General features: G+C 39.6%; 10 protein-coding genes. 4 read left to right on the forward strand and 6 right to left on the reverse strand.

Annotated elements, in window-relative coordinates; genetic code table 11:
* Nucleotide 1: 1 nt before the first annotated feature.
* Entirely contained in the window at nucleotides 2-1,216 is a 1,215-nt protein-coding gene (locus GKD17_RS16900; RefSeq protein ID WP_007831619.1) for a bifunctional 3,4-dihydroxy-2-butanone-4-phosphate synthase/GTP cyclohydrolase II, read from the forward strand.
* 124 nt (nucleotides 1,217-1,340) lie between these two features.
* Nucleotides 1,341-2,534 (forward strand): pyridoxal phosphate-dependent aminotransferase, encoded by a 1,194-nt coding sequence (locus GKD17_RS16905; protein WP_007846017.1) that lies wholly within the window; start codon nucleotides 1,341-1,343, stop codon nucleotides 2,532-2,534.
* 178 nt (nucleotides 2,535-2,712) lie between these two features.
* Here GKD17_RS16905 and GKD17_RS16910 read toward each other — a convergent pair whose 3' ends face one another.
* The 4 genes from GKD17_RS16910 to GKD17_RS16925 form a co-directional block, all read right to left on the reverse strand.
* Complete coding sequence (locus GKD17_RS16910; protein WP_005841910.1) at nucleotides 2,713-2,880, reverse strand: 4Fe-4S binding protein; 168 nt, start codon at nucleotides 2,878-2,880, stop codon at nucleotides 2,713-2,715.
* Nucleotides 2,881-2,997: 117 nt separating this feature from the next.
* Nucleotides 2,998-5,976, reverse strand: coding sequence for a glycoside hydrolase family 3 N-terminal domain-containing protein (locus GKD17_RS16915; RefSeq protein WP_032935446.1), 2,979 nt, complete (start codon nucleotides 5,974-5,976; stop codon nucleotides 2,998-3,000).
* Nucleotides 5,977-6,021: 45 nt separating this feature from the next.
* The gene (locus GKD17_RS16920) at nucleotides 6,022-6,864 is read right to left on the reverse strand and encodes a bifunctional metallophosphatase/5'-nucleotidase (RefSeq protein ID WP_007839508.1); all 843 of its coding nucleotides are present in this window, start codon (nucleotides 6,862-6,864) and stop codon (nucleotides 6,022-6,024) included.
* 11 nt (nucleotides 6,865-6,875) lie between these two features.
* Nucleotides 6,876-7,655 carry a 5'-nucleotidase C-terminal domain-containing protein gene (locus GKD17_RS16925; RefSeq protein ID WP_007839506.1) on the reverse strand — a complete coding sequence of 260 codons (780 nt, stop codon included), beginning with the start codon at nucleotides 7,653-7,655 and terminating at the stop codon, nucleotides 6,876-6,878.
* Between the two features lie 198 nt (nucleotides 7,656-7,853).
* On the opposite strand from GKD17_RS16925, the gene rplS reads away from it, so the two are divergent.
* A complete protein-coding gene (gene rplS / locus GKD17_RS16930; protein ID WP_005841919.1) occupies nucleotides 7,854-8,207 on the forward strand; it encodes a 50S ribosomal protein L19 in 354 nt (117 codons plus the stop codon).
* Between the two features lie 153 nt (nucleotides 8,208-8,360).
* Nucleotides 8,361-8,579 carry a hypothetical protein gene (locus GKD17_RS16935; RefSeq protein ID WP_007831604.1) on the forward strand — a complete coding sequence of 73 codons (219 nt, stop codon included), beginning with the start codon at nucleotides 8,361-8,363 and terminating at the stop codon, nucleotides 8,577-8,579.
* A gap of 87 nt (nucleotides 8,580-8,666) precedes the next feature.
* On the opposite strand, the gene GKD17_RS16940 is transcribed toward GKD17_RS16935, so the two are convergent.
* Both GKD17_RS16940 and rhaM read right to left on the reverse strand, forming a co-directional pair.
* On the reverse strand, nucleotides 8,667-12,953 hold the full coding sequence (locus GKD17_RS16940; protein WP_032935580.1) for a hybrid sensor histidine kinase/response regulator transcription factor: 4,287 nt from the start codon (nucleotides 12,951-12,953) through the stop codon (nucleotides 8,667-8,669).
* Nucleotides 12,954-13,034: 81 nt separating this feature from the next.
* Nucleotides 13,035-13,349 carry an L-rhamnose mutarotase gene (gene rhaM / locus GKD17_RS16945; protein ID WP_007831600.1) on the reverse strand — a complete coding sequence of 105 codons (315 nt, stop codon included), beginning with the start codon at nucleotides 13,347-13,349 and terminating at the stop codon, nucleotides 13,035-13,037.
* Nucleotides 13,350-13,381 lie beyond the last annotated feature (32 nt).

Raw genomic sequence — 13,381 nt, forward strand, 5'->3', positions numbered from 1 at the left:
TATGGAAGAATTAAAACTAAATACCATCGAAGAAGCGATAGCTGACTTCCGTGAAGGTAAGTTTGTCATTGTTGTGGACGACGAAGACCGTGAAAATGAAGGCGATTTAATTGTTGCTGCGGAAAAAATTACTCCCGAACAAGTCAATTTCATGCTGAAACATGCGCGTGGCGTACTTTGTGTACCTATCACTATTTCTCGTTGCAAGGAATTGGAATTACCTCATCAAGTAGATACAAACACGTCAGTTCTAGGTACTCCTTTCACTGTAACTGTGGATAAGCTGGAAGGTTGCAGTACCGGAGTTTCTATCTACGACCGGGCCGCCACTATCCGTGCTCTTGCCGACCCCACCTCCACTCCCGAAACATTCGGACGTCCGGGGCATGTCAATCCATTATATGCACAAGACAAAGGTGTACTGAGACGTGCCGGTCATACAGAAGCCTGTATAGACATGGCACGGCTAGCAGGACTCTACCCTGCTGCCGCATTAATGGAAATCATGAGTGAGGATGGAACCATGGCTCGTCTGCCCGAACTAAGAAAAATGGCCGATGAATGGGGGCTGAAACTAATTTCAATCCGTGACTTGATCGCCTATCGTCTAAAGCAAGAGTCATTAGTAGAAAAAGGGGTGGAAGTGGACATGCCGACTGAATACGGCCATTTCCGTCTGATACCTTTCCGCCAGAAAAGTAATGGTTTAGAACATATCGCTATTATAAAAGGTGACATAAAAGAAGGAGAACCCGTTTTGGTACGCGTGCATTCTTCTTGCGCCACCGGTGATATTTTCGGATCCATGCGTTGTGACTGTGGAGAACAACTGCACAAAGCATTGCAAATGATCGAAAAAGAAGGAAAAGGCGCTGTTGTTTATTTAAACCAAGAAGGAAGAGGCATAGGACTAATGGAAAAAATGAAAGCCTACAAATTGCAAGAAAATGGTGTGGATACTGTAGAAGCTAATATCCTTTTAGGACATCAGGCAGATGAACGTGATTATGGAGTCGGAGCACAGATACTACGCAGTATAGGTGTCACCCAAATGCGTTTGCTGACAAATAACCCTGTCAAACGTGTAGGATTGGAATCATACGGTTTGTCCATAGTTGAAAACGTTCCTATTGAAATCACGCCTAACAAATATAACGAGCGTTATTTAAAAACCAAAAAAGACAGAATGGGACATACATTGCACTTTAACAAATAAAAAAGCTATAACTCAGACGAAATCACATCATTTTTCATGCGATTTCGTCTGTTTTACTTTCATAATTGAGATATTATCCTTTATTTTGCAGCAAGTAAACTTAAACACATTAAAAATAATAGCAATGAATCAATTATCAGATCGTTTGAATCGTTTGTCTCCTTCAGCAACATTGGCCATGTCCCAAAAAAGTAATGAGTTAAAAGCCCAAGGAGTTGATGTCATTAATTTAAGCGTGGGTGAACCGGACTTCAATACCCCGGACCACATCAAAGAAGCAGCAAAAAAAGCAGTAGATGATAACTTTTCCAGATATTCTCCAGTTCCAGGATATCCTGCACTTCGCAATGCAATCGTAGCCAAACTGAAGAATGAAAACGGATTAAACTATACAGCTGCACAAATCTCCTGTGCAAACGGTGCCAAACAATCTGTTTGTAATACGATTATGGCTCTAGTTAACAACGGTGACGAAGTAATAGTCCCGGCTCCCTATTGGGTAAGCTATCCTGAAATGGTAAAATTAGCTGACGGTACTCCTGTTATTATTACTGCCGGTATTGATCAGGATTTCAAGATTACCCCTGCACAACTAGAAGTAGCGATTACTCCCAAGACCAAAGCATTGATTCTTTGCTCACCGTCAAATCCCACCGGTTCTGTTTATACCAAGGAAGAGTTGGCTGGCTTGGCCGCTGTTTTGGCAAAGCACCCGCAAGTATATGTTATAGCCGATGAGATTTACGAACATATCACATACAGTGGCAAACATGAAAGCATTGCCCAATTCCCCGAGATTCATGACAATGTAATTATTGTAAACGGAGTTTCAAAAGCATATGCTATGACAGGATGGAGAATCGGGTTCATTGCCGGTCCGGAATGGATTGTAAAAGCTGTAAATAAGCTACAAGGACAATATACCTCAGGTCCGTGCTCTGTTTCTCAGAAAGCTGCCGAAGCTGCCTATACAGGCACTCAAACTCCCGTAGAAGAAATGCGTCAGGCATTCCAGCGCCGCCGTGACCTTATTGTAAAATTAGCAAAAGAAATTCCAGGATTTGAAGTAAACAATCCTCAAGGAGCATTCTATTTATTTCCGAAATGTGATTCTTTTTTTGGCAAATCAGCAGGTGACCGCAATATCAATAACGCTGACGATTTGGCAATGTATCTACTTGAAGTAGGTCATGTGGCATGTGTAGGTGGTACTTCATTCGGTTCCCCCGAATGCATCCGTATGAGTTATGCAACTTCCGATGAGAATATTATAGAAGCTATGCGCCGCATCAAAGAAGCATTAGCCCTATTAAAATAAAATATTCTTTCTTTAAAAAGAACAGGCATCCGTTTTTTTCTGTGGTGCCTGTTTTTTTTATTCATAAAGTAGACATACGAGCTTGTAATCAACACAAAGCTTTAAGAAAAACAAAAAAACGACCGTTTCCATCAACGGAAACGATCGTTATTAACTTTAAAGAACAAAATTGTATTGCTTAGCCAAGATGAATAGCTTCAGAAGGACAAGCATCAGCACAAGTTCCGCACTCTGTACACAGATCCGGATTGATAGAATACTTATCACCTTCAGAAATTGCTTCTACCGGGCATTCATCGATACAAGTACCGCAAGCGATACAATCGTCACTAATTACGTAAGCCATTTTCGTTAATTATTAAATTATTAGTACTAATTGATGGAGCAAATATACAGCTTTTCTCTATTAGTTGTCACATAGAGATTACAAAAATGCGCTAATTTGTATTTAATCTAAATACGATTATTTCATCAAAGCCTGATACATAACCTGTTGCATACGAGGACGGATATTTAACCGCATCAACTGTTTATGGTCAAAAGGACGCGGATAAATCCGATTACTCAGAAAAACAAAAACCAAATGATTTTTCGGATCTGCCCAAGCGCAAGTTCCGGTAAAACCAGTATGTCCTACCACCTCTTCAGGCGCTTCTTCCGTACACGGACTTTTCACACTATTATTCACATCCGGTTTGTCGAATCCCAATCCTCTCCTACTGATCTTCGAAGTATGGGTTAGAAATAAATCACAAGTTTCCCTACTCAGATAACGCTTTCCATTATAAACTCCTCCATCAATCAATAACTGATACACTTTTGCCACATCACGAGCCGTAGAAAATAAACCGGCATTTCCTGACACCCCTCCCATGAAAGCAGCTGATTCATCGTGTACATAACCTTGCAACACTTTTCCTTTACGCAAATAATCCGCTTTCACTGTAGGAACAATTTCCTCCTTTTTAAACTGTCGAAGCGGCAAATAAGCCGTACGGTTCATCTCCATCGGTTTATAGAATTCTTTATCTAAAAAAAGATTCATAGGCATTTTACTGATATTCTCTACCATTTCCTTCAATAACATAAAGTTCAGGCAACTGTAACGATATCTCCTGTCTTTTAATGGAATACGTCCTATTTGTGCTATAATGGAATCACGAAAAGAACGATGAAGAAACATACTGTCAGCTACCTGTAAAGGATAATCGGCAGAGAAAGATTTTGCCATCAACTCTTTTCTATAATCGAACTTATCAGTGACATACAGCCGTACATCTATTTGCGTATGATGACTAGCGTCCGGTCTTGCTTTGTAAAAAGTCCCCTTATAACTGTCTTTATCTATAGCCTCCTTATAAAAAGGCCAAAAAGCGGGAATGCCCGACTGGTGTAAAAGCAACTCCTCTATAGTGACCCGCTCCTTATCCGTGCCTTTTAAAGCTGGAATGTATTGGGATATGCGATCGGTCAAACCAAATTTACCTTCATCGTAAAGTTTCATAACAGCCAACAGCGTCGCCGTGGTCTTGGTCAACGAAGCCAAGTCATACAAATCATCCTTTTCCACCTTTTGGTCACTTTCATAAGTGAAAGTACCGAAAGACTTATCATATACTGGTTTCCCATCTTTTAAAATTAGAATCTGACAACCAGGATAAGCTTTCGCTTTGATTCCTTCCATAGCTATCCCGTCTATCTTTTCCAGTATTTTGGAGTCCATACCATAATCCTCGGGTCTATAAATACGAGACACTTTAGGAGTTATAGTCACTCCATCACCCGGTTTGAACAAATCGGCGACAGCCACGGACAAACGCCCGTCTGCCACCGCCTTTCCTACCAAGACATCAGCCACATACTCCTGAATAACAGATTCATCACTATGCCCCAATACTACAGCCGCCGCTTTCTTCCAGTAGCCCTCCATATCCAACATAGACTTTAATGGCATCAGAAACACATAAACAACAGGCAAATCAGCCGGAAGCGAATCAAGCATTGTTTTATACTTTTTGTAATCATCCGAAGTAACCACCACAATTACACGCTGACTACCCAACAATCGTTTTCTAATAGCTTCCATCGAATCCGGACGAGCAACAACGCATGTGAGAGAGAGTGTATTTTGCAAACGATTATAAAAATCAAGCCCTGCACCGGGAGTTTTCCCAATATTCAGAACCACCGTACCCTTCAATTTTGAATCCAAAGGCAAGATTCCACTTACATTAGCAGGAACCGTTATAGCAGCTTTCTGCAAGCGGAGAATCAACTCCTTCGTTTCCGAGCGATTCAATCGTTTCTCCAGCCCGGAAAGTTGGACGTGAGGTTTATTCTTCAACCCTAAAACATATTTATAAGTCAATACTTTACGACATTTTTCCGTAATCAATTCTTCTGATAGTTTTCCACTTTTTACAGCATTTAAAACACCATCCAATTCTCTCTTCAAATTACGGGGAGCCAATAATAAATCATTGCCTGCTATCAAGGCTTGAGCGCATATATTCTCATTTTGCGAAATACCTTTCATCTCCAAAGCATCTGTAAAAACCAAACCTTGAAAGCCCAATTCCCGACAAAGTAAATTATAAATAATATGTGAAGAAATCGAAGCCGGATTTTTACCCAATTCAGGTACCTCCAAATGCCCTACCATCATACCTCCCAGTCCTGCTTTAACAGCCTCTTTAAACGGAAAAAGTTCAATGCTGTCCAAACGCGCACGATCAAAATTCAAAACCGGTAACGCCTTATGAGAATCCACTTCCGTATCTCCATGCCCCGGAAAATGTTTACAGACAGACAATACCCCTCCATCCTCCAAACCACGAGCATAAGCCACCACTTTTTGAGCCACATTCCGAGGATCACCACCAAAAGAACGGGTATTAATAACCGGATTCCGAGGATTAACATCCACATCAGCCACCGGAGCAAAATTGATCTGCACACCTATCTCCTTACATTGGCGAGCTACTTCCTTACCATATTCATAAAGCAGTTCATTATCCTGTATACATCCCAAAACTCTGTTTCTTGGAAAACGAGGAGTTCCTTTCAAACGCATAGCCAGCCCCCATTCACCATCAAAAGTAATGAACAAAGGTACTTCTGCCAGACTCTGCGCATAATTAGTTAATAAAACTTGATTAGACAACTGGCCACTCGAAAAAAGTAATCCTCCTACTTTATATTCTTTTATAGCTGCATATATATTGTTTTTATTTCGTTGTGTCTGAAGAGGAGCCACTGTGTGTATAAACAGTTGTCCTATCTTTTCCTTCAAACTCATTTCAGAAAGCTGTTCATCCACCCACGCCTTACAATCCTGAGTGTCCGCCTTCCCCTTTTGTAACAGCCCAGGCATCTGCTGTGCATACATCATCGCACATCCGACAACACATAAACTTATAAATAACAATATGTTTCTCCTCATCTAACTTACTCAATTATATCAGATTTCCCTATACAACAGCAACTATCAGTTCTTTTCCATCCTTACTTTCATTTCTCCTACATAAACAGCATTTTTTCCCATTTGTTGCAATGGAATCTCTTTGCCATCCAAATTCTTATAAAACAAAGTCTTATCAAAATAAGAATGCGAATGACCTCCCAAGACAATATCAATATTACGAGTATTAGGAATCAAAGTTTCATCAGAATAAGGTTTTCCTTGCCATCCTAAATGAGACAAACAAACCACCAAATCACATTTTTCCCGATTCTTCAATATATCTGCCACACGCTGGGCGGCCTCTATTGGATTTTCAAAAACCACTCCTTCACAGTTTTTTGCCTGTACTAATCCCTCCAACGCAGGACTCAGTCCGAACACGCCTACCTTTACCCCCTTACGTTCCAAAATAACATACGGTTTGACAAGACCCTCCAAAACAGTTCCCTGTACACCATAATTAGCACAAACAATAGGAAAATCCGCCATTTTAAAAAGACGTGCCATATTATCCAAACCAAAATCAAATTCATGATTTCCAATAGTCCCGGCATCATATCCCATTTCATTCATCAGCTTCACTTCAACCTCACCACCAAACATATTATAAAAAGGAGAACCTTGTGAAAAGTCACCACAATCGAACAATAACAAATCCTTGTTCTGTTTCCGCATTTCTTTGATTAAGGTAACACGACGTACAAAGCCCGCTTTTCCTGCAAACTCCGGATTCGGGTCAGTAATGGAAATAGGTTCCACACGGCTATGGGTATCATTAGTATGAAGTATCAAAAGTTCTTTGATATCCTGTGCTGCCAGCACACAACATACACACAGAGCAGTAAATAATACATATATTCGTTTCATGACGGTTCTGTTTATTCTTTAACGGTAATTCTTCCTTCTATCTTTGAGTCTATTTTCTTCCCTGCTTTAGTCTGCTCATTCACATAGTTCAGAAACAACTGACGCACTGTGGCCTTTTCAGGCAGCAATTTATCCGCATCGCCTACTTTAGCAAAAGCAGTCATATGGTCATTTCCCTCAGCCAAATAATCCAAGGTAGCCACTTTATACTCTTTGGAGTCTTCAATTTCTTTTCCGGCTACTGTAGCATCCAATAATTTTCCATCTCCAGAAATTTCAAGGCAAGCACCACTTAATCCCTCACCATGCACAGCTGCTATATTTTCAAAAAGTTCGCGCAGCAAAGAACCATTCATAGTAACAATGCACAATGTATTTTCAAAGGGAGTTATTTCATAAATATTACCGTAAGTTATATCCCCCTCGGGCAAAGCCGTACGTAGTCCGCCCATATTCGTCACCCCCACGTCGGCTATGCGGCCTATATATGCAGAAGCAGAACAACGTAAAATATCCGCTACCAAGTTGGATAACTCACTTTCAGGACGAAAGCGATCCATAAAACGAGCGCTTTGTCCTATGACCGGTGACATAATACTATCAACCGTTTTTTGATACGGAGTCAAAATAGCGATTGCAGTGGAATCCGGGTTAGCATCCAAAGCTGCTGTCACTTCTATCCTGTTTCCCTCAACTGATGCCAGTGAATACCCTGAGTGACAGCTTGAAAACATAAAAATCCCGGCTGCTATTCCTGCCGGAATCATACACATAATTCGGTTTGGTTTCATGTTTATTAGTTGTTTATTGCCCAAATGTAGTTAAAAAAGAAGTTGCAACCAACGATATCAGATGAAAAAATAGTTGAATTTAATTTGGCTGTATGACAAAAATCTAGTAATTTTGCACCGCTTTCGCGCAATCGCTGTCAAAGAAGAGTTACTTGATATGTTGCGTTGGTAACGATAAACAATTTAAAATCAAAAAAAATGGATTTAATTAAAATTGCTGAAGAAGCATTTGCTACTGGCAAACAGCATCCTTCATTCAAAGCTGGTGATACTATTACAGTGGCATACCGTATCGTTGAAGGTAGCAAGGAACGTGTACAGTTGTACCGTGGTGTTGTTATCAAAATCGCTGGACATGGTGACAAAAAACGTTTCACCGTTCGTAAAATGTCTGGAACTGTAGGTGTTGAACGTATTTTCCCTATCGAATCTCCGGCTATCGACAGTATCACTGTTAACAAAGTTGGTAAAGTTCGTCGTGCTAAATTGTACTATTTACGTGCTCTTACTGGCAAGAAAGCTAGAATTCAGGAAAAAAGAGTTAATCAGTAAGATTTATCATTCCTACATAAAAAAGGAGTATCCTCTGGAAGAGGATACTCCTTTTTTAATTTACATCCCTTTTACTCACGATTTTTTATATAATCATGAACAAACTGACTTGAAATAGCATTTATTTAATATTGAATCAAACTTAAACCATTTATGAAAAGAATAATGTTCATCTTAGGAGTAAGCATCATTATGGCCTTACTTACTGTTACCGCAGCCTTGGCAGGTTGGTGGCTTGGAGCGTCTCTGCCTCTAGATATATCTGACACCACTCGACAAATAGCAGCATTACTTACCGCTTCTGCTTGTACATGGATACTATATATTGTAAGTCGCAAAGTACTGACTAAAATCAGTCTCAAGCCATACTAAATAATATAGTCCATTAAAGCAAAAAGGTCAACCGATTCTATTCTATATTATTCTCGATTGACCTTCTTATTTAAGAAAAGTTTTTCATCAGTCCTTATTTTCTGTATCCTGTATCCCGGACTCTTCCTTTCCACGCAAATAAACAGAAGGTGCCACACCAAATTGTTGCTTAAAACATTTACTAAAATAGAACGGATCATTAATACCTACTTTATAAGAAACTTCAGCTACCGTATAACGATTTTCCAACAACAGTTCTGCCGCCTTCTTCATACGAATAATCCGAATATATTCATTGGGTGAATATCCCGTCACCCCACGTATCTTACGATAAAAAACGGTTCGTCCCAATCCCATCATCGAAGCAAACTCATCAATCGTAAACTGAGCATTACCAATCTGTTGTTCCATAACCACCTGTAATCTGTCAGCAAATTCTTTATCCTTATCAGAGGTACAAATAGCCGGTCGTACCATATTCGGATCATTCGAAAACTTCTCACGTAATTTCTCACGTTGCTCTATTAGTTTGAAAGCGCGTGCCAACAGTAGTTTCGGGCTAAAAGGCTTAGTAATATATGCATCCGCACCACTTTCCACACCTTCCAAATGACTTTCGGCAGAACTCATAGCTGTCAATAAAATAATAGGTATATGACTTGTATCAAAATCATTTTTCAATTTTCGGGTTACCTCAAACCCTGTCATCCCCGGCATCAACACATCACAGATTATCAAATCAGCATCATACGTACGTGCACGTTCCAATCCAGACGGACCATCCGCCTCGGCCACAACTTCAAAATATTGTCCCACTTCTTCTTTCAAAAACTCACGTACATCGTTATCATCTTCTATAATAAGTACTTTCCGCTTATTAAGTGGTGCAGATGGAAGTTCCACTTCCCCTTCTTGCGCCGATATTTCTCCTGCAAGAACAGCCGCATGATGTACTTCCTCCTCTTCCAGCAACACATTATGGGGAATCAGGAAATCTTTTTCCTCATAAACAGAAATATCAGTAGGCAAACTGACTGTAAATATAGACCCACCACCTTCATTTTCAGTATACACTATCGTACCTTTATGCACACACACCAGTTCATGTGTCAAATGCAGGCCGACTCCGACACTACTACCCGAAAAACTACTTTGCATAAAACGCTTAAATAACTCATTACGCTTCTCTTTAGGAATGCCTACACCGGAATCGGCTACCGATATGACCAACAGTTTCCTTGCTTCATCTACCGTCACAGAAAAAGTCACTTTTCCACCACTGGGCGTATATTTGAAAGCATTAGACAATAAATTATAAGTCACTTTATCCAAATAACCCTTATCGATAAACATCTTATAAGAGGCTACAGATGGCAAAAACTTGAAATCCATATTCTTAGACTCAGCAGCATCATTGAAACTCAGAAAAATTTCATACAAGAAAGCCATGACATCCGTTTCCTCTAAAGAAAGGGCCAGTTTATTATTCTGCATCTTACGGAATTCCAGCAACTGATTGATAAGACGCAACATACGCTGGGTACTTTTATCCATGACCTTCAATGAATAAGCCATTTCTTTAGGGATTTTACCACCACGCTGTATCTTCTCCAATGCTCCTTGTATCAAAGTCAAGGGAGTACGGAACTCATGAGAGATATTCGTGAAAAAAACTAATTTATACTCTGTCAGCTGTTTCTCCACCTGTATACGATTACGCAAAGTATTAAAGTCACGCATCAGTCTGAAAGTGATGTATAACGCCCCCCCTATCAAAATAGCATAAATAAAGAAAGCCCAAGTAGTTTTCCAAAAAGGAGGAACAACGATAATCTTCAAAATCGTTTCTTTATCTCCCCACACACCTACCCCATTACAAGCTTTCACCCGCAATTTATAAGTACCGGGTACCAGGTTCTTATAAGCTGCAAAATTCAACGAAGACGGTATACTCCACTCCTTATCATAATTATCTAACCGATACGTATATTTAGTACTATTCGTTCCGGAATAATCAAATGTAGAGAAATCTATGACAAAAGAATTTTGGAAATATTTCAACTCAATTTCATCTGTATAAATCAACGAACGGCCTAACGGAGAATCCACATCGCCTGGGCGCATAGCAATACCATTAATTCGAAGATTGGTAAAAGCTGCCATAGGAGTTACAGTAGAATTATTCACAATTTTGCCGGGAGTGATAACAACTAATCCATAATTAGAACCAAACATCAGTTTACCATCCTTACTCACACAACCACTGTTCTCACTATAAACATTCCCCAACGCATATGCTGAAAAAAAGAAATTTTCAAAAGCATGCGTATCCGGATCAAAACGAGAAATACCATATTCCGTCGCAACCCAAAGTTTGCCCTCCCTGTCTTCAACAATAGATTGCACCATACTATTTACCAACCCATCACTTCCATCATAATGCTCAAAAGTCAAGTTTCTGTAATCACCTTCTGGCATGCACATACTGAATCCTTTTCCTGAAGTACCAACCCATATCCGACCCTTACTATCTTGATGGATACACTTTATTTCATTACTACGTAACTTACCGTTATTATAATTATAAGTAATATAGTTATCCGGATCATTCATTAACGAATCAGGATTAAATATGTAAACCCCAGCACTAGTACCCACCCATATCCATCCATTATTGTCTTCCTGTATCACACGAATCTGACGCTGGCTATAAAAATTGTTCAAAAACCGCTTGAATACATACCTATCCTTTTCCTTAACCGCCAAATTCAATCCACCGCCAAAAGTGCCTATCCACATTCTATTCTTTCGGTCCCGGTAAAGAGTAAAGATATTATTATTTCCAATAGACAGAGGATCATCCGAGTGATAAGTGTACCATCTTCCGTCAATACTCAATCCGTTTCCACGGCTCCCCAACCAAATACTACCATCAGCCCCTTCCTCAACAGCATAAATATTAGAATCAAAATAACGACTGCTCTCTATAGTTTTCAAATGAGGGTCATAAATATACAATCCTCCACGACGGGTACCCAACCAAATCTTATCATCAGGCATACGGTTGATCATACGCACGGTATTTGAACGGTCTGATAAAGTTTCATCTTCAGGAAAAATACGCTCAGCTCCTTCATTCAAGACCGAAAGACGAGAAATACCCGTATATTCCGAACTAACCCAAATACCACCGGCACGATCCTCCATAATATATTGCAAAAAATTTGAAGTGATATGACTGAATCCATTAATATTGGATTCGAAATGCTGCAATTCATCAGTTGCCAAATCATAAGCAAACAAACCGTTACCATAAGTGGAAATCCAAACTATATCACGAGAATCATGAACTATGTGGTAACGTTCCTCATCTATATAATTTACTTTATCAGCCGGAATCAGTTGGAAAGACTTGACAAATCTGGTCTTGGCATTGACATACCATACCTTACCCGTATGATTATAAATCCAAAAATTCCCCCGGTTGTCAATCTGAACTTGTCCTTTTTTTATATTCAGTTCCGTATCCAAACTTACCTGATGAGTTTTCAAATTGAAGACATAACTGCCATCTTCCGTAAAAACAATCCAATCGTTTTGCAAGCGCATGGTACTATATACTTTACTACCTTCACCTAAACGAGTAACAATACGGCTATCCTCTCCTTCTCTCTTCAACGAAATTGTTCCTGTTCCCGAAAGAAAAAAAACATCTTTACCAAAAGACATCATCTTGGAAGCATCATGATTTTCTTCCACCAATACTGCCTTGTCCTCTACCACTTGAGCTATACCGTCATGGCTACCAATCCATATTCTTCCTTGTTCATCCTCAGATATATAAGTAACATTATTAGAAGGGAGATTATTATTTTCTTTCTTGAAAACTATAGATGTAAACCCACCATTCATATAAGTCACTTTACGACACCCGTTTCCATCCTGCCATAACCAGACATTACCTTCACGGTCAGTCATCTTATAGCTATACAGTTGTTTATATTCCCCACAACCGGTAAAATCAACAAAGCAATCTTTCTTCAGATCATAACAACTAAACAACTCGGCAGAAGTCGCAATCCACAAGAAACCATTTTTATCTTCTTCCAAATCGCGAATCCGATGGTCTATCAACGAAATTTTATTTCCGCCCTCAGGACGAAAAGTCACAAACGAATTCCCGTCATAACGACTAAGCCCATTCAACGTTCCCATCCAGATAAAGCCTTTGCTATCCTGATATATATATCGAATTGAGTTATTGGCGACTCCATCTCCCGTAGTCATATGAGTAGAACGCACCTCGACTGATGCGGCAATACTCTGACTGAAAAGAATAAAGAATGCCCATAAAGTATAGATGTGTTTTTTCATATCATTCATCATAGTGTTGTTGTGCCTGCAAAGGTATAAAAAAAGAGTGTATCAAAATGAATCGATACACTCTTTTTTATCTTAGTCCATGTGGAAGACTTCAGGCAGCGGGATGGTTACCGGAGAATTATCCGGATTTACTTCCATGATATCCGCCATATAATCCCACCATTTCTGTACAATGGGATTGGCCCCCATATCTTGCGAAGACTCATCTCCTTTTGTCTTCTGACAGGCAAACAGAATATTAGTATCCTTATCCCAATAAATGGAGTAATCATATACTCCTCCATCAGATAACATTTTCTTCAATTCCGGCCAAATAGCCGCATGTCTTTTTTCGTACTCTTTCTCAAAGCCCGGCTTCAAGAACATCTTAAAAGCTTCACGTTTCATGGTATTTTCCTCCTTTTTTTAAGTTCTGTTTT

It is taken from the genome of Phocaeicola dorei (assembly GCF_013009555.1).
Lineage (GTDB): Bacteria > Bacteroidota > Bacteroidia > Bacteroidales > Bacteroidaceae > Phocaeicola > Phocaeicola dorei.

Bases quoted from the DNA above. Each gene is read 5' to 3' on its own strand.
- GKD17_RS16900 (WP_007831619.1), top strand. From the start codon at position 2: ATGGAAGAATTAAAACTAAATACCATCGAAGAAGCGATAGCTGACTTC.
- GKD17_RS16905 (WP_007846017.1), top strand. From the start codon at position 1,341: ATGAATCAATTATCAGATCGTTTGAATCGTTTGTCTCCTTCAGCAACA.
- GKD17_RS16910 (WP_005841910.1), bottom strand. From the start codon at position 2,880: ATGGCTTACGTAATTAGTGACGATTGTATCGCTTGCGGTACTTGTATC.
- GKD17_RS16915 (WP_032935446.1), bottom strand. From the start codon at position 5,976: ATGAGGAGAAACATATTGTTATTTATAAGTTTATGTGTTGTCGGATGT.
- GKD17_RS16920 (WP_007839508.1), bottom strand. From the start codon at position 6,864: ATGAAACGAATATATGTATTATTTACTGCTCTGTGTGTATGTTGTGTG.
- GKD17_RS16925 (WP_007839506.1), bottom strand. From the start codon at position 7,655: ATGAAACCAAACCGAATTATGTGTATGATTCCGGCAGGAATAGCAGCC.
- rplS (WP_005841919.1), top strand. From the start codon at position 7,854: ATGGATTTAATTAAAATTGCTGAAGAAGCATTTGCTACTGGCAAACAG.
- GKD17_RS16935 (WP_007831604.1), top strand. From the start codon at position 8,361: ATGAAAAGAATAATGTTCATCTTAGGAGTAAGCATCATTATGGCCTTA.
- GKD17_RS16940 (WP_032935580.1), bottom strand. From the start codon at position 12,953: ATGAAAAAACACATCTATACTTTATGGGCATTCTTTATTCTTTTCAGT.
- rhaM (WP_007831600.1), bottom strand. From the start codon at position 13,349: ATGAAACGTGAAGCTTTTAAGATGTTCTTGAAGCCGGGCTTTGAGAAA.